The 17,023-nt window shown below is 43.9% G+C and carries 15 protein-coding genes; 1 reads left to right on the forward strand and 14 read right to left on the reverse strand.

The window, feature by feature from the left end:
- Nucleotides 1–130: 130 nt before the first annotated feature.
- From MKZ16_RS19075 to sleB, 13 genes are all read right to left on the reverse strand, one after another.
- Nucleotides 131–856, reverse strand: a complete 726-nt coding sequence (locus tag MKZ16_RS19075; RefSeq protein WP_051491576.1) for a RecX family transcriptional regulator — start codon at nt 854–856, stop codon at nt 131–133.
- A 110-nt stretch (nt 857–966) separates the two neighbouring features.
- Nucleotides 967–2,031, reverse strand: a complete 1,065-nt coding sequence (gene recA / locus MKZ16_RS19080) for a recombinase RecA (protein ID WP_036688391.1) — start codon at nt 2,029–2,031, stop codon at nt 967–969.
- A gap of 300 nt (nt 2,032–2,331) precedes the next feature.
- Entirely contained in the window at nt 2,332–3,618 is a 1,287-nt protein-coding gene (locus tag MKZ16_RS19085) for a competence/damage-inducible protein A (protein WP_036688393.1), read from the reverse strand.
- A gap of 108 nt (nt 3,619–3,726) precedes the next feature.
- Nucleotides 3,727–4,314, reverse strand: a complete 588-nt coding sequence (gene pgsA / locus MKZ16_RS19090) for a CDP-diacylglycerol--glycerol-3-phosphate 3-phosphatidyltransferase (RefSeq protein WP_076106334.1) — start codon at nt 4,312–4,314, stop codon at nt 3,727–3,729.
- A gap of 155 nt (nt 4,315–4,469) precedes the next feature.
- Nucleotides 4,470–4,961, reverse strand: coding sequence for a YajQ family cyclic di-GMP-binding protein (locus MKZ16_RS19095; protein WP_036688400.1), 492 nt, complete (start codon nt 4,959–4,961; stop codon nt 4,470–4,472).
- A 210-nt stretch (nt 4,962–5,171) separates the two neighbouring features.
- Nucleotides 5,172–5,333, reverse strand: coding sequence for a hypothetical protein (locus MKZ16_RS19100; RefSeq protein WP_169744781.1), 162 nt, complete (start codon nt 5,331–5,333; stop codon nt 5,172–5,174).
- A 79-nt stretch (nt 5,334–5,412) separates the two neighbouring features.
- Nucleotides 5,413–6,345 (reverse strand): RodZ domain-containing protein, encoded by a 933-nt coding sequence (locus MKZ16_RS19105; RefSeq protein WP_036688403.1) that lies wholly within the window; start codon nt 6,343–6,345, stop codon nt 5,413–5,415.
- Between the two features lie 94 nt (nt 6,346–6,439).
- Complete coding sequence (locus MKZ16_RS19110) at nt 6,440–7,207, reverse strand: DUF3388 domain-containing protein (protein ID WP_036688406.1); 768 nt, start codon at nt 7,205–7,207, stop codon at nt 6,440–6,442.
- 177 nt (nt 7,208–7,384) lie between these two features.
- On the reverse strand, nt 7,385–7,648 hold the full coding sequence (locus tag MKZ16_RS19115; protein WP_036688409.1) for a DUF3243 domain-containing protein: 264 nt from the start codon (nt 7,646–7,648) through the stop codon (nt 7,385–7,387).
- A gap of 137 nt (nt 7,649–7,785) precedes the next feature.
- Entirely contained in the window at nt 7,786–8,553 is a 768-nt protein-coding gene (gene fabG / locus MKZ16_RS19120) for a 3-oxoacyl-ACP reductase FabG (protein ID WP_036688412.1), read from the reverse strand.
- Entirely contained in the window at nt 8,554–9,834 is a 1,281-nt protein-coding gene (locus tag MKZ16_RS19125) for a pitrilysin family protein (RefSeq protein WP_038571902.1), read from the reverse strand.
- A gap of 2 nt (nt 9,835–9,836) precedes the next feature.
- Nucleotides 9,837–11,075: a pitrilysin family protein gene (locus MKZ16_RS19130; RefSeq protein WP_244886521.1), complete on the reverse strand. Its 1,239-nt coding sequence runs from the start codon at nt 11,073–11,075 to the stop codon at nt 9,837–9,839.
- Between the two features lie 176 nt (nt 11,076–11,251).
- Complete coding sequence (gene sleB, locus MKZ16_RS19135) at nt 11,252–12,118, reverse strand: spore cortex-lytic enzyme (protein ID WP_036688421.1); 867 nt, start codon at nt 12,116–12,118, stop codon at nt 11,252–11,254.
- Between the two features lie 172 nt (nt 12,119–12,290).
- Here sleB and MKZ16_RS19140 point away from each other — a divergent pair, with 172 nt between their 5' ends.
- On the forward strand, nt 12,291–14,255 hold the full coding sequence (locus tag MKZ16_RS19140) for an ABC transporter substrate-binding protein (protein ID WP_076106336.1): 1,965 nt from the start codon (nt 12,291–12,293) through the stop codon (nt 14,253–14,255).
- Nucleotides 14,256–14,345: 90 nt separating this feature from the next.
- Here the strand turns inward: MKZ16_RS19140 and MKZ16_RS19145 are convergent, their stop codons facing one another.
- Nucleotides 14,346–17,006 carry a DNA translocase FtsK gene (locus MKZ16_RS19145; RefSeq protein WP_038571908.1) on the reverse strand — a complete coding sequence of 887 codons (2,661 nt, stop codon included), beginning with the start codon at nt 17,004–17,006 and terminating at the stop codon, nt 14,346–14,348.
- Nucleotides 17,007–17,023: the final 17 nt, after the last annotated feature.

Consider the following 17,023-nt stretch of genomic DNA (forward strand, 5'->3'; position numbering starts at 1 on the left):
AAAACAGTCTCCTTTTTGGGAAGGAAAAAGGATTCTAATTTTATGCCGATTCATGTTATATTTTATTATTTATAAAAAGACATTGTCAAGAGAGTCGATATACGCATTAATGTCAAGAGAATCAGTGATTCTAGTAAAACTCCTCATCTTCACCTTCATAATTGTCTTCCGCAAGTAAAGTATTGATCACTTGGCGAACCATATCGCCCGAGAATCCACGGCGCATAAGGAAGGCTCCAGTCTTTCTTCGCTTATCTGAAGCGTCTCCACGGATGAGATTCCATTTCTTGCGCCCTGTTTCGAGTGCACTCTCCAGCTCTTGTTCAGGAGTAATATTCTCCAAAGCTTCCGATATAAGGGTTTTGTCAATCCCCTTCTCACGTAGCTCTTGTCGAATCCACATCTTCCCTTTCCGCTGGTTCGCTATTCGTTGCTCCGCCCATTGCTTAGCATATAAAGGGTCATCAAGAAATCTTTCCTGCTGCAGCCGCTGCACCACTTCCGCAATAATAGTCTCTCCTATTTCCTTCTGGCGTAAACGGCGAGTCATTTCCATAGCGGTGCGTGGTTTACGTTCAAGATAACGGAGGCCTTCCACATAAGCTCGTTGACGCTCATCAGCTACAACAATTTCTTCCAAATCAGCCTTCATAAAAGAATTACCAGTAATCATTCGATATTTAATCATGACGTCCTCGTGCACAGTCATGTTATATGCTCCGAAATGTATGATATAACGGTGGTCAGATTTCTTTTGACGTTCTACTTTAGTGATCTCTAAGAGTTCTCCTTCAGGAAAATCAGATAACACCTGCTCATCTTGTTCTTCTGCTTCAAAATCCAGTTGTATTACCATAGTTGTTTGTCACCTCATAGCAATAGATCAGTTATCGTCTTACTTTCAATACTTGTTAAGAAAAGACACCCTGCAACAATCAATCACAGGGCGTCCTATTGTTTAATATACTATTCGATTTCGAGGAGCAATTTTTCTTCTTCCTCTTGCTCTGCAACAATCTCATCATTATTCGGCGCAGCAACAATAGTGGATAAATTACTTGCTTCACGGATCTTATTCTCAATAATAAGGGCAATATCCTGATGTTCCTTCAAAAACTGCTTAGCATTCTCACGACCTTGGCCGAGACGCTCGCCTTCGTAGGAATACCATGCACCACTCTTATTCACGATATCCATTTCAGTACCGATATCTACAAGACTTCCCTCTTTGGAAATCCCTTCACCATACATGATATCAACATCAGCCTGTTTAAATGGAGGGGCTACTTTATTCTTCACAATCTTGATCTTAGTACGGTTACCAACCACATCGTTCCCCATCTTGATGCTCTCTACGCGACGTACATCTAAACGTACAGAGGAGTAGAATTTCAATGCACGACCACCCGGAGTTGTCTCAGGGTTACCGAACATAACACCGATCTTCTCACGAAGCTGGTTGATAAAGATAGCAATCGTATTCGATTTGCTAATGGCACCAGAAAGCTTACGAAGTGCTTGAGACATCAAGCGAGCTTGCAGTCCGACGTGGGAATCACCCATATCGCCTTCAATTTCAGCCTTAGGTACCAAAGCAGCAACGGAGTCAACGACAATAATGTCAACGGCTCCACTACGAACAAGTGCTTCGGCGATTTCCAGCGCTTGTTCACCCGTATCTGGCTGAGAAAGCAGCAATTCATCGATATTTACGCCCAAGTTACGTGCATATTTCGGATCAAGCGCATGCTCGGCATCGATAAAAGCAGCTTGTCCGCCTTGTCTTTGCACTTCTGCAATAGCATGAAGAGCAACTGTTGTTTTACCTGAAGATTCCGGTCCGTATACTTCAATAATACGTCCCTTTGGAAGTCCGCCTATACCTAATGCAATATCAAGTGCCAAAGATCCGCTAGGTACAACTTCCACTTGCATATGCGTGGATTCTCCCAGTTTCATTACCGAACCTTTACCAAATTGTTTTTCTATTTGACGAAGCGCCATATCAAGCGCTGCACGACGATCTGACAATCAGACCACTTCCTTCACTGTTTATAGTAATATAATAACGTGTTTTTAAGGTCTTGCCAAGCTTTTTTTCGAACATACATTCGTTTTTTTTGTCTTGGGCGTTATTTATCCCTTTTATTGTAAGCCTCCCTCCGGAGATAGAAGTTAATTAAATTCTCCACTTCACCGGACATCAACGACTTATGATCATGAGAAAGCATCGTGATCAAAATCTCTGCAAATATACAAAAAACCGCAGCAAAGAAATCTCAGTGCCACGGTTCTTCCGTATGTGTTTATTATAACTGGGCTAATCTCCCATTACAAGTCTGAACCCTCAAGAGGTGTCTCCACCTTGCGTTCCTCAAGTCTCCGCCAGAGACGATACAGCAAAGCCTTAACTGTTCGTAAGCGGATATTTTCCCGCGTACCTTTAAGATTAAGCTCATAAACCTCTGTCTTACGTCCCCGTTCAGCCAAGCCGATAAATACAAGTCCAACAGGCTTTCGTTCAGAATAACCCGGTCCAGCTACACCTGTAACAGATAAGCCGAAATCGCTGTCTGCAATCATTCTCACTTGGTCAGCCAACACCTCGGCAACTTCTCGGCTTACGGCTCCAGGGGCATTGGGTCCCTCCAAATAAGCACTTGGCACATTCAGCAGCTTTTTCTTTAAGTCATTTGAATAGCAGACGATTCCGCCGGCAAACATCGAAGCACTGCCTGGAATATTTGTTATACTCTCCATCAGCAAACCTCCGGTGCAGCTCTCTGCCGCACTTAAGGTCAGGCCGGCATCCGCCATCCAATCCACTATCAATTGCTCTAGCGGCACATCAATGTTCGCATACAAATGTTCCGGCAAAATCTCCTTGATTTGTTGTTCCAGTATCTCCAGCTTTTTTGTAGCTTCATGCTCAGAAGGGGCCTTTGTCGAAATACGAACAGTTACCTCTCCCTCTTTGGCATACGGAGCAATCGTTGGATCAGTCTGACTGCGAATCAGCTCAATGAGCTTGTCCTCCAGCAGTGATTCTCCGATGCCGGCAAATTTGAGCATTTTTGAATAAAGCGGTGTTTCGTTCGTCAAGGCGTGCTGCTGTAGCCACGGTACTGCTTTATCTACGAACATCGGTTTCATCTCACGAGGTGGACCTGGAAGCACAATATAATATTTCTTCTCATGCTCAAAAGCAATCCCAACCGCAAGACCGATTTCATTCGGCAACGGTGTAGTTCCTTCAATTATAAGTGCCTGTTTGCGGTTATTTTCGGTCATAACGATCTTACGATCATCAAAGAAACGTTGTACATGATCCATCGCCAAACGATCAATATGGAGCGTTCTACCTAGCGATGCAGCCAGTGCGTCTTTAGTCAGATCATCCTCAGTGGGGCCAATTCCGCCTGTAAAGATAATAACGTCGGCCCGACTCTGAGCGATCTCGATGGCTTGCTGCAGGCGGCTGCTGTTATCACCGACAACAGTTTGAAAGTATACATCGATCCCTATGGCAGCTAGCTCTATAGACAAAAACTGGGCATTACTATTCACGATTTGACCGAGCAAAAGCTCTGTCCCTACTGCAATAATCTCCGCTTTCATACCTGGCTTTCGCCTCCTAGTTATAATGTAGGTACACTGCTTTTAGATTTCAAAAAAGGTAATAGGTGCTTCACCTATTACCCTTCCTTGTATGTCCAGCTTACATTCTTACGCATTATGCAGCTGTAGCAGATCCTTATTCTTCACAAAATAATCAATTCCAGAATAAATAGTGATCAGCGCTGCGGCCCAAATAGCAATATCGTCTACAGGAATACTGACAAATTGAAATGGGAAATTATTCAACAACAGCAGTGAGATCGCAACAATTTGTACAACCGTCTTTATCTTGCCCCATTTGCTGGCGGCAACCACTTTTCCCTCTAGCAATGCAATCTGGCGAAGTCCGGTGACTGCAAACTCACGACTGATGATTACAATAGCAATCCATGAATCGCATCTGCCCAGCTCCACAAGTGAAATCAGAACTGCAGATACCAGCAGTTTGTCCGCAAGTGGATCAAGGAGTTTACCGAGATTGGTGACCATATTATATTTCCTAGCAATGTAGCCGTCTATTCCATCTGTGCTGGCCGCAAGCAAAAAGATTACAGCTGATACCAAATGATTAACAGATAGCTGAAACGAGCCCCAATGTATCGGTTCTGGATAAAAACTGAAATCCACCAGTAAAAAAAACATCATAATCGGGATCAGGCAAATACGAGCTAGCGTGATGCGGTTGGGCAAATTCACTGAAGTTTTCCTCCCCTAAATCGTTCATACAAATTGCCTAAATCAGGCTAATCCATTTCTACTTAAGCAAGTATATTATAGCAATAAATAGGTGTCAAAAAAACAGAAAGCACCCCGCGTTGTTAGTGCTAATAAGCACTGCGGGGCACAAAATTCTATTTCATGTTCATGAATTGTAAATCCAGTGGTAAATCAGCTTTACGCAAGATCTGAATAATCTGCTGCAAATCGTCGCGGCTCTTACCAGTCACACGAATTTGATCCCCTTGGATCTGGCTCTTCACCTTTAATTTTGAATCACGGATCAGAATATTAATCTTTTTCGCATTCTCCTGATCAATGCCTTGCTTAAGCCCTAAACGTTGACGCACAGATCCCAGGGAAGCCGGTTCTACTTTACCGAAGTCCAGATTCTTTAGGGTAATGCCTCTTTTCACCATCTTTGATTGTAAAATATCAATAACAGCGTTTAGCTTATATTCGTCTTCAGAGGCGATTATAAGTGCGTCTTTCTCCATCTTCAGACTGCTTTTGCTGTTCTTAAAATCAAAGCGGTTGTCGATCTCTTTCTCTGTTTGGTGAATAGCATTCGTTAACTCCTGCATATCCATTTTGGATACAATATCAAATGAACATTCTGAACTCATTAAACTCCACGTCCTTTATACAATTAGTCTGCTACTATTATAAGAGAATGGTACTATTAAGTCTAATTTTGGATAAATCATTATGTAGCTCACCCGACATAGAAAACAGCCCCACTAAGTGGAGCTTTTCCTTCGAGTGAGTTTGGTTCAAAGGGTAGAAACACGTCTCCACCGGAAGTACGCCGTTGGAGACGTTCATTTCTACAGCTTCTATCTGCTTCGGACCGGATTACGAAACATATCCAGAATTCCTAGCACAATATGTGCAATACCGAATCCGAGAATTCCGTATCCCCAAGCACCTGGTGTCAAATAGTATCCGATGAGACTGACAACAACCCCAAGGCCAGCTACAATCCAGCTAACTGTCATAAGATGTACACCTCACTTTGGCTAAAACTGAAAACAGTCTTATGTTCTCCCTAAAGCCAAAGTCTATACATCCTATTTGTTATTCGCCTGTCCCTTCACTTTGGGTACCTTCACTTCCAGAACCGTCGTCAAGATTAAGCAGGAGACGTGAAGAAGTCTTCTCATCCGTGATTACTTGACCATTTACGGTAATCTCAGTTGCTGGGGAATACCCAGACTTAATATACATGCCCTCACTACCAAGAACGAAGCTCATAGTTTCTCCTGCAGCTGTATTTCCGAAGGAGAGTTTTTCACCTTTAGAGTTCTCGCCTTTGTAAACTTCAAGCCAGCTTACTCCGGATGCAACAATCTCAACCTTAACTTCGCTTCCGGCAGGAGCTGTGACCTTAAATTTCGTTGTTTTGCCTGACTTCCCATCTGGTGTAACCGTGATAGATTGAGGAGTCGGCGTTGGCGTCGGTGTTGGCGTAGGCTCCGTAGTTGGCTCTGTAGTTGCTTCAGCACCTGCCGAGGAAGTAGGCGCTACAACACCGCCTCCTGATGCGGGTGGAGAAGTTTGTGCTGTATTAGGATCCTGCACATTATTGGTGATATTTGTTTGATCAACTTGATCAGGGTCTGCTTTGTTTAAACTAGAAGCATAAATGTAAATCACTACAATAATCAATATAGGGAATGTCCACATTAGCACCGTTGGCAGCCATTTTGCATTCCGTTCGGTTTCGGGTCTACGGCTGCGCTTTTGAATCACCGTCTCCATGGTCGTGTCTGCGGGTGGTGCAGGTACGTTCCCATGCTCCTCGAGCAGTTCGTCAGGACTCATGCCTACTGCTTCTGCATACGTTTTGATAAACGCCCTCACATAAAAACTTCCTGGAAGCACCTTGTAGTCTCCAGACTCGATGGCTTCCAAATACTTTTTGCGAATTTTTGTTACTTCCTGGACATCGTCAAGACTCATCCCTTTTTGCAGACGTGCCTCTTTCAATTGCCGGCCCAGTTCCGACATACCATCACCTCCTGTAAGTTCTATGAATGTAAACTTCCTTAACCAGCTTTATAAAAAAAACATGCTCGGAAGTGTATTCTTCATTGTTTGTGTTCTATAAATCATCACTGTAGCTCGTCGTAAAGGACTCGTACAAGATTTCTTCAGTTGGATTATTCCGCAGCTCAATAATAATATCAAAGTCATCATAACTGTACTCAGATTCGCGTACGAAAATATCTGGATGCTCTATAACCTTTGTGCTTGGCATGCTCATAACATTTTGTAATAAATTATAATGTTTCTCATTAGAGCGGATCGTACTAACTATACCATCAATAATAAATACATTATGTGGGTTCATCTCATCTTCAGCCAATTGACTCCGCACCGTCTGCCGCAACAGTGTGGACGAGACAAATGTCCATCGTTTCATAGCACAGACACTGCCAGCTATAATGGATTCCGTCTTTCCTACACGGGGCATACCACGCAGTCCTATAACCTGATTCCCATCTTTTTTAAACAGCTCACCGAGAAAATCAACCAATAGACCTAACTCATCGCGGGTGAATCGAAACGTCTTCCGATCATCTGAATCCCGTTCAATATATCGCCCATGGCGCACAGCCAGCTTGTCCACGAGCCTAGGAGACCGCAGAGCTGAAACTGTAATATTATCAACTTTTTTGAGCATTTCGCCCATCAGCATAATTTTCTCATCATCATTGGTCTCCAGCAACATTCCGCGAGTTTTTCCTTCAACTCCATTAATCGTCAGAATGTTAACTTCCAGCATCCCTAACATTGAAGCGATATCACCAAGCAGACCGGGTCTGTTCTTGTGAATCTTGTATTCCATATACCACTGTTTATATTCCACTTGTACACCTCATAGATTCCTTTTCCCTACCCTTTGCCAATACAGCAAAAAAAGCTGCCCCGGCAAAGCGGTCTTTTACACGGGTCATGTTAATGATATATAAAATAAAAATGAAAGGCAAGGTCAGTCCTGTAATAATTGCAGAAAAGCTCCCACAGGGGGAGCTTTTCCGCAAGCTTAGGCGTTGTCTTTCGCCAACTTGACCATGAGTTTAGCAATCGTTTGCTTTTCTTCATCGTTGCCGACATCCCATAGCTCTTTGATCGCACGGTTTTGAGTGTTTGCTGGATCCACTTTTTCATCAAGGAATTCCCCGATTTCAAAAGCCAGCTTTGAGATTGTGTCTTGACTCATCCCAAGTTTCTCTGCCTGTACAACCCGTTTACCTAGGAATTTCTTCCAGGTGTCAAAATTTTTGATTACGCTATCGTCTTGTGTCATCTTAAATCCTCCTTCATGTTTACGGTCGAACACCTGCATACAGGCTGTAAGCCGCCTTACGAGAGATTAAAAAACAACACTTATAATATGTCTCAGACGATAGCTTCTTATGCTGGAGCTTTTCTCCAAGTTAAGCATTACGTAATCCAGCCACCGTTAGGGCTAATGATCTGCCCAGTAATATACCCGGATTCTGGCAGTGCCAAAAAGTAAATCAATGAGGAGATTTCGTTCGGAGTAGCCAAACGTCCCGCCGGAATCTCATCCTCCAGCATCCGGACCTCATCCTCCTGTAGGTTAGACAACATATTCGTATTAACCGCTCCTGGAGCTACCGCGTTCACAGTTACGCCAGAAGGTGCTAATTCTTTGGCTAACGCCTTAGTAAAAGCATTTACTCCGCCTTTACTGGCTGAATAAGCGACCTCACAAGAGGCTCCCGATATTCCCCACACGGAAGAAACGTTGATGATTCGGCCATAACGCTGGGATACCATGTACGGCATAAAAATCTGGCTGCACATAAAGGTACCTTTCAAGTTAATGGCCATAATATCGTCCCATTCCTCTTCGCTCACATCAGCGAGCATCCCGTAATGAGATTTACCGGCATTGTTAACAAGGATATCCGGCTGCATTCCATTGCTTTCAAGCTTCTCCGCCATTCGTACAATCTGACTGCGATCCTTCATATCCGCATTTACAGTCATTACCTTTGCTCCAAGGGCCATACAACGCCGAGCGACATCATTAGCAGCTTCATGTGAGTGCTTGTAGTGTATAACAATATTCATGCCCACAGAGGCAAACCGTTCTGCAATGGCGCCACCGATTCCCCCGCTGCCCCCTGTCACCAGAACTGTCATTTCTCCTAATGGTTTGTTGCTCTCTCCCAAAAGCGCCATTTAAGGACTCACCACTAGTGAAACAGCGAGCTGCTCCCAATTTACATGGGCATGTAAACGCTCATTCACTTCAGCTAAAGTAATCGATTCGTAAATAGGCAGAACTTCAAACAGGTCACCACCGCGGAATTGGTAACGTGTAAATTCATGTGCGATACTTTCAGGGGAGTTCAGCATGCGCAAATATCCGCCTATTTTCTTTTTCCGTGCCCGCTCGAAATCCTTCTCAGCAAAGCCAGACTTTAAGATCTGATCCACTTCTTCTTTTATTCGTTTTAGAAGCAAATCAGGGTCCTTGGTATCTCCACCCATAGCTGAAAAAGCATATTGTTCTGAACTATTAAATTCATGGCCAAAGCTGTCTGAGATCAGTTCTTCATCATAGAGCTTTTGGTACAACGCTGTGCTGCTGCCAACCAGCAAATCAAGCATAAGCTTAGTGGCCAGATCACGCTTAAGCGCAGCTTCACCTGTAAGACCATCAACTTTTTCCTTAAATCCAAACATAATCTTAGGCATCGAAACGGCGAGTTTACTTTCCAAGCGCTTCGTAGCGACTTGTTCCGGCTCCTCTTCAAAAATACGCTTAATCTCACCTTGTTTACCATAAGATTTCCCCTGCTGATTGCTGCGAATCAAGGAGAATACCTTCTCCGGATCCACACCACCCACTACGAACAACAGCATATTGCTGGGATGATAAAAAGAATTGTAACAAGTGTACAGTGTTTCTTTCGTAATCGTACTAATCGACTCTATAGTTCCGGCAATATCAATCCGAACCGGATGTTTCGAATACATCGCCTCAATAAGGCCAAAGTACACACGCCAGTCTGGATTATCTGCATACATATTGATTTCTTGACCAATGATCCCTTTTTCCTTTTCTACATTCTCATCCGTAAAATAAGGTCGTTGCACAAAATCAACGAGTGTACTAAGGTTGGTCTCTATGTTTTCTGTTGCCGAGAAAAGATAAACCGTCTGATCGAAACTTGTAAAAGCGTTAGCTGAAGCTCCATTTGAGGCAAAAGTGGCAAAAATATCGCCTTCTGGCTCTTCAAACATTTTGTGCTCCAAAAAGTGAGCTATACCATCAGGAACAGTGGTCTCTTCTCCACCTGCGACATGAAAATGGTTATCTACAGAACCGTATTTAGTTGCAAATGTTGCGTAAGTTTTTTTGAATGTTGGTTTTGGCAATACATAAACCTGAAGCCCATTATCCATCACCTCATGATAAAGGGTCTCTTGAAGTCTGTCGTATTGAATCTGTTCCATCTCTATTCCTCCTTCCCTGTCAAGAAATAAATCGTATCCAGCTGAAAGGTCTCCGCTGCGGCTTTTACTTCCCCTGCACCGATTTGTTCCACCTCTTCTAGCAGCTGATCCGCTGTCCGTTCTTTTCCTGACAACTGGCGGTTGAAGTCGTAAGAGATCATCTCAAAAGCAGAATCCGGAATCTCGGAAAGCTGATTGCGGATCATGGCTTTGGTCTGGCTTAACTCCAGATCACTGATGTTGCCAGCTTTCATCTCTTCCAGTTGTTTCTCTATAATTTCAACAGCTTTGTTGTAATTTTGCGTTTCGATGCCTGATTGTATCGTTCCAATCCCCTTGTGACCGTCATAGCGTGAAGAAGCATAATATGCAAGACTGGCCTTCTCCCGTACATTGACGAAGAGTTTGGAGTGTGGATACCCTCCTAATATTCCGTTGTACATAAGTGCGGACGCATATGTATCGTCCTTATACGTAATTGATGTGCGCAGACCCATGTTCAACTTGCCCTGACTGACATCCAGCTTCTCCTCTACCGTCCTTACCTCGCTGACGGATACTGGGACAAACTTGGAACTATATAAGCCCACCTCCGACTGAATGCGTCCGAAGTGATGCTTTACAAGCTTTTCAACTTCCTCAGTAGTCGTATCTCCCACTACATAGAGATCCAAAATAGCTCCATCCAGCCATGAATTATAGGATTCGTACAAACTTTTTGGGGTAATCCGGTCCAAATCCGCTCTTTGACCCAGTGGATGAAGACGATAGGGCTCGTTACGGCACATTTCTTCGATACAGCGCTCCGCTGCATAACGAATCTTATCATTTACGATAGATTCCAGCTTCTTGCGCACTGTTTCACGCTCTGTTGCAACATAGGAAGGACGGAAGCTTCCATCCTCCACCAATGGACGGGTCAGGACTTCTCCTAGAAAAGCAAAGGATTGTTCAAGCAAGCTCTCCTGACTCTGCACGAAGGAGTCATTAATGGTGTCCATGCGAAACTGAACAATCTGATAATCGCCTCTTTTATAAATATCAAAACCAAATCCAGCGCCATACAGCTCCTCCAAACGCTCGCGGAATTGAGTAGTCTCTGGATAAGAAGCGGTACCTCTGCGGAGCACAAATGGAGCAAGTGCTGTAGGGGTGACCATATCCTCATTAAGTGGGACGCCGGCATAAAGTGAGATGGCGTAGGTCTTGAACGCCTTGGTAGGCATCACGTGAATACGCATACCTGCAACGTTGCCATGCTGAAATACATTATTAGTCAAGTCCAAAACTCCTTTACCGCGTGGATAGTTGCTCATTAACATGTTTATGAATTAATAACCATTCTAAACCATTCCAAAGTAAGGAAGCAACCGGATGCCTCTTCCCGGTTGCTCTCTGGATTTACTTCTTTACTTATCTACATACAGAAAATATGCTGGCCGATAGTCTTGACCTGTGGACGAGTCCAAATCCATTTGGAGGTCGCCGTTTTAGGGTTGAAATAATACAAACATCCACCCGAAGGGTCCCAGCCATTCAGCGCTTGCTGCACTGCTTTTCGTGCCTGCTCATTTGGCTCCAAATAAATCTGCCCGTCAGCTACAGCTGTAAAAGCTCCCGGCTGAAAAATAACGCCAGACGGTGTATTAGGAAAGCTCGGAGATTTTACCCGGTTCAAGATTACTGCAGCAACAGCAACTTGACCTTCGAAAGGTTCACCTCTTGATTCACCATAGACGGCATTAGCCATAATTTTGAGATCATTTTCTGATAATCCCATCGTATTCCCTGAAGACAGAGACGCTGAATCCGAATTATTGGTTGTATTTGTTTTGTTACCGGTGTTGTTGTTTGCTGTATTATTTCCGGTTGCTGAAGCCGACTCTGTCGGCTTCCAGTTCTTAGTTGCGTTATACAATTTCAACTTAGTCTTAGCGCCTACGATGCCATCAGACTTCATTCCAAACTTCCATTGAAACCACGTTACTGAATTTTTCGTTTTCGGACCAAACTGACTGTCTATTTTCCCTTCATAAAAGCCCAGATGTTTTAAACGTCCTTGCAACTCATAAACATCCTGACCAGAAGAACCTAGTTTAATCGGAGTCGTGCTGAAGGCAGGCAAGGCCTCTTCTTCAGGATGATTTAGTTCATGGACAAATGACGCAGCAGCACTTTGCTTGGTCTGTACTATGCCATTACCCTGGAGCAACATTCCTGCAAACGGTGCGGCAGCAAGTGCAAGGGTTAAAGAAGCAAAGATCCACAACTTATGTTTCTTCATAGGGGTTCGCTCTACCTTTCTTTTGTGAGTTCTGCATGAATGGCTAAAGTTATTATGACGACTGTCAGGACATCCTATGCATTACTAAAAAAGAAGTAATAGCATTTCATTGTAATTGAGAATGATTATCAACTATAATCGAAATAAGAAAACGTTGGAGTTGATATTAATCATGAATTTAAAGGACCACATGTTATTGTGGAACCACGCATTAATAGAAATTATTGATATACGCCATACTTTTCAACGATCAGGTGATCTGAATTCACATTATCAGCTGCCCTCAAGTGCATTCTTGTTGATCATAAACGGCAAGGCCGAAATACTAATTGACGAGGTCCCGCACGAGATCAGCAACTTTCATATCCTTCATGGTGGAAAAGGAATGAACATTCAATTTTTACGCATGGATGAACTACTGGAGTATTACTTAATTTTATATAAAGCAAACCTTTCACTCGCCTCACGCAACAATCTAAAAGCAATCATGGAACACAATAATCCCTTTAATCTCCAATATGGATTTACGCCTACTAGTCCACTGCCCTTATTTGATAAGATGGAGAACATGTTTATTGATTGGAGCAAAACAGGGATTTTGGATCGGCTGTATGTCAAAACACTTTTTTATCAATGGATTTATGAGATGCTTAGGCAGCTGCATACGCTGGAAACACAGTTAATTCAACCTGATCCGCTAGATCAAGCAATTCGCTATATGCAGACTTATTATAAGGAAACCTTCTCTCTTGAAAAATTAGCTAAAGCGGTAAACAGCAGCCCTAGAACATTATCCAGATTATTCAGAACACAGCTGCAGACTAGCCCTGCTCAGTACTTAATCAACATCCGCATGGAAAAATCGAAAATATTGCTCCTGAACACAGAGGCTAGCTTGCATGACATCGCAATTGCAGTAGGTTATCCTGATGGCTATTATCTAGGAAAAATGTTTAAAAAATATTACGGAATCTCCCCTGTCCGATACAAAAATAAAGTTATCACCCACTCCAGTTGGCGTGATATGCCATCTCAAGGTGCACAAATTGACATTGCCCGAACACAACCTCTCCGTTATATTGATTATGATAATCATTATCAATATAACGGAGAAGGGGAATTACCAATGTTTAGAAATGCCAAACCATCATTACTGCTCACCCTGTTATTATGCTTTACCATAGTGTTAAGCGCTTGTTCCACGGGAACCACAAATTCAAATGCATCAAGCAATGGGAAACCCACCCCCTCAGCAGAAACAAGTACAGGGGCAAATACAGACAAAGCTGCTGTCGAAGCACAAACCCGGATAATTTCCACAGTTAAAGGAGACATTGCCGTTCCCACTAGTCCACAAAGAGTTGTAGTTCTTTATTTGCTCGGTGATGTACTGGCTCTCGGCATTAAACCTATAGGTGTATCCGATGTATCCGAGGGTGCAGCATTTGAAGATGAGCTAAAAGATGTGCAAAAGCTTGGCACCTGGTTTGAGGCTAGCCCTGAAGCAATCCTTGCTCTTAATCCCGATCTTATCATTGTGCCGTCAGAGGAAACTTATGAAGCCCTTCACCAAATTGCGCCAACAGTCTTAGTTCCGTATGAAAAAATGTCAACAGAAGAACGGGTGTCCTTTATTGGACAAGTCGTAGGCAAAGAAGATCAAGCAAAAGAATTATTTACTGATTTCCATAAAAAAGTTGAGGTCAGCAAACAAAAGCTGCAAGAAGCTGGTATTCTTGATCACACAATATCCATCATGGAAGGTGGAAAAGACAACAGCATGGCTGTTGTGGCGAGCAAACAATTCGGACGTGGTTCACAAATCATTTATGAATATTTAGGCATGAAGGCGCCGGACATCATTCAACAGAAAATAGATACGGCGACTGGTGCGGATGGGGAATCCGTATCCTTTGAAGTCCTTGGCAAATACAGTGGTGACTATATCTTCCGCTCCTCTTATGATGGTATGGCTGATCTGACCCAAAACCCAATTTGGAACAATATCCCTGCCGTGAAAGAAGGCCGTTTGATGGAGATCGATTTTGGCTTAGGTTATTACAGTGATATCTATTCTCTAAATGTGCAACTGGATTATATTGTTGAAGCTTTGCTTGCTGCGCCAAGAGTCAAATAAGTACTCAAGATACAAAAAAAGAGATGGTCCACTTCATAAAGTGGCCATCTCTTTTACTGTCTATTGAAGGTTTCGACGGGCTTCTCCAGCTTAGGAGCTGATCTTGTTATGCTGATATTGCTCAAGTGACATCAGCACCTCACGCGGCTTACTGCCCTCATAAGGACCGATGACCCCACGAGCCTCCATAGAGTCAATCAACCGGGCTGCACGGGTATAACCGACCCGCATACGACGCTGCAGCAGCGACACTGAAGCCTGCTTAGCCTCTAGTACAATTTGTACGGCTTGCTCGTATAATTCATCCTGTGGCTCCTGATCCTCAGTGATTGTATCATCCACTTCAGGAACGATGGACTCATCGTATTCGGCTTCACCTTGACTGCTGACATATTGAACAATAGTCTCTACTTCTTGGTCACTCATAAAAGCTCCCTGTACACGAATAGGCTTAGATGCGCCCATTGGTAAGAACAACATATCACCTCGGCCTAACAACTTCTCTGCACCGGGCATATCCAGAATGGTACGTGAATCCACATTGGACGATACGCCAAAAGCGATCCGGGATGGAATATTAGCTTTAATTAAACCTGTGATGACATCTACTGAAGGACGTTGTGTAGCGATAATTAGATGAATCCCTGCCGCCCGCGCCATTTGTGCAAGTCGGCAAATCGCATCCTCAACATCATTGGCTGCAACCATCATCAAATCCGCAAGCTCGTCCACAATAACAACGATATACGGTAGAATAGCCGCTGGATTCTCAGCCATTAGCTTATTATAACCTTCCATATTCCGTGTTCCCGATTTGGAGAATAGCTCATAACGCTTCTCCATTTCGACTACGATCTTCTTCAAGGCTAGGCTTGCCCGCTTTGGATCTGTGACAACCGGAGCCAAAAGATGGGGAATTCCGTTATACACATTCAGCTCGACCATCTTAGGATCGACCATGAGGAATTTGACCTCATCAGGTTTAGCTTTGTATAAGATGCTTGTTATAATCCCGTTGATACAGACTGATTTACCGGAGCCAGTTGCACCGGCCACCAATAAATGGGGCATCTTAGCCAGATTGCCGATAATGGTCTGGCCGGAAATATCACGGCCAAAAGCAATCGATAATCTGGATTCAGCCTCCTGAAAAATCTGTGTTTCCATAACTTCGCGCATGGTAACAATAGACACTTCAGAGTTCGGAACTTCTATCCCGATCGCAGATTTACCCGGAATCGGTGCTTCCATCCGAATGTCTTTGGCTGCAAGTGCAAGGGCAATGTCATCCGTCAGATTTACAATACGGCTAACCTTAACCCCAATATCCGGTTGTATCTCATATCTTGTAACAGCTGGGCCTCTTACTACCTCCAGCACTTTAGCTCGTACCCCAAAGCTTTCAAGTGTTGCTTCTAATTTACGGGCTGTCTGCATATAATCATTCTGATCTCCAGCTTTGCCACCATTGTTAGGTTTGGCTAAAAGACGGAACGATGGCAGCTTATATGGCTTCGGTGGCGGTGGTGCTGGAGGAGCGGGAATAATCTCTCCATCTGGAGAAGCACCTAGCAGGCCTTCCAAGTCAATACTTACATTCTCCTCAGACTCATCCGTAGGCTGCTGCTTAACGGCATTAGCTCCGGCTACAGCAGGTTTAGCTGCTTCACCACGAGCTGCGGGTGAGAATTCACTCCACTCTTCCCGATCTTCTTCGTTTAAACCTTCTGAACGGATATGTTCAAAGAAATCTCGAATAATAGGCGTCACAGGTTCAATATCCAGATCCGCATCGTCAAAATCATGATCGATATCCTCTAATGGAATTACACGGCTATCTGGTGTTAATCCCGAAATAATCGGACCGCTCGAAGCACTTGTCACAATTGGACCCTGATCGTCATCCTCAGGATCTGCTTCCACCTGTGAACGCGTGGAACCTGAGAACCAGCCAGATATTTTTTTCAAAAGGACAGGTTGTTTGCGATTAGGCAGATACCGATCGTCTTCGTCTTCTTCATCCTCGTCATCATAGACAGGCTGCTTCACCTGCCGAGCTTTAGCTGGAGCAGCGGCTCTAGATGGTCTCGCCGCTACTGGGACCGCCTTCGGGCGATTTGCAGCATGGAGACGAATCCCCTCCACAAACTTAACCGAGCGCACTCGCAAAAGCGTAAAAATCTCCACATATGACAAGTTGGTAATTAGCATAAAGCTGATCGCCAGCATGACGATCATAAGCAGCTTAGCGCCCAGACTGCCAAAAAGCCATAACAGCGCTGCATACTCCAACCCGCCGATGTAACCTCCGCTTATATCCTTACCCAGCATATAGACATTGCTGTCGTTCGAGCCAGGTGAAAGTGATCCCGAAAGATCATTATGTATTTGTGTCATTACATTGCCAGGATGTAACAAAGACAACGGGCCAAGCTTCTGCTCCATTGCAGATATTGTGCTCATAAGGCACATAGACAACAGAAGCAGAAGCACGCCAGTATGCCTGCTGTTCCACGAGGAAGGCCATCTTCGATGGATCATAACCATAAGTCCATAAAAAATGCCGACAAGCGGCAACACAAAATAAAATCTCCCTAATAAGTAACCCGCCATACTTGAAAGTGAGCGCCCTACGGCTGCTTCACCAGACAGTGCAATGACGGAAATAGTTATTAATAAAATTCCATATATTTCATATTTTAAAACGCTGCCGAGCAGCGCTTTTTTCTTCTTCTTTTTTCGTTTAGCCACGCCAGCCACCCCCGGAA

Source organism: Paenibacillus sp. FSL R5-0928 (genome assembly GCF_037970385.1).
GTDB lineage: Bacteria > Bacillota > Bacilli > Paenibacillales > Paenibacillaceae > Paenibacillus_AQ > Paenibacillus_AQ odorifer.

What these genes read in the sequence shown, in the direction of transcription:
- MKZ16_RS19075 (WP_051491576.1), bottom strand. Translation starts at nt 856, where the DNA reads ATGGTAATACAACTGGATTTTGAAGCAGAAGAACAAGATGAGCAGGTG.
- MKZ16_RS19085 (WP_036688393.1), bottom strand. Translation starts at nt 3,618, where the DNA reads ATGAAAGCGGAGATTATTGCAGTAGGGACAGAGCTTTTGCTCGGTCAA.
- MKZ16_RS19095 (WP_036688400.1), bottom strand. Translation starts at nt 4,961, where the DNA reads ATGAGTTCAGAATGTTCATTTGATATTGTATCCAAAATGGATATGCAG.
- MKZ16_RS19100 (WP_169744781.1), bottom strand. Translation starts at nt 5,333, where the DNA reads ATGACAGTTAGCTGGATTGTAGCTGGCCTTGGGGTTGTTGTCAGTCTC.
- MKZ16_RS19105 (WP_036688403.1), bottom strand. Translation starts at nt 6,345, where the DNA reads ATGTCGGAACTGGGCCGGCAATTGAAAGAGGCACGTCTGCAAAAAGGG.
- MKZ16_RS19115 (WP_036688409.1), bottom strand. Translation starts at nt 7,648, where the DNA reads ATGACACAAGACGATAGCGTAATCAAAAATTTTGACACCTGGAAGAAA.
- fabG (WP_036688412.1), bottom strand. Translation starts at nt 8,553, where the DNA reads ATGGCGCTTTTGGGAGAGAGCAACAAACCATTAGGAGAAATGACAGTT.
- MKZ16_RS19125 (WP_038571902.1), bottom strand. Translation starts at nt 9,834, where the DNA reads ATGGAACAGATTCAATACGACAGACTTCAAGAGACCCTTTATCATGAG.
- MKZ16_RS19130 (WP_244886521.1), bottom strand. Translation starts at nt 11,075, where the DNA reads ATGCGTATTCACGTGATGCCTACCAAGGCGTTCAAGACCTACGCCATC.
- sleB (WP_036688421.1), bottom strand. Translation starts at nt 12,118, where the DNA reads ATGAAGAAACATAAGTTGTGGATCTTTGCTTCTTTAACCCTTGCACTT.
- MKZ16_RS19140 (WP_076106336.1), top strand. Translation starts at nt 12,291, where the DNA reads ATGAATTTAAAGGACCACATGTTATTGTGGAACCACGCATTAATAGAA.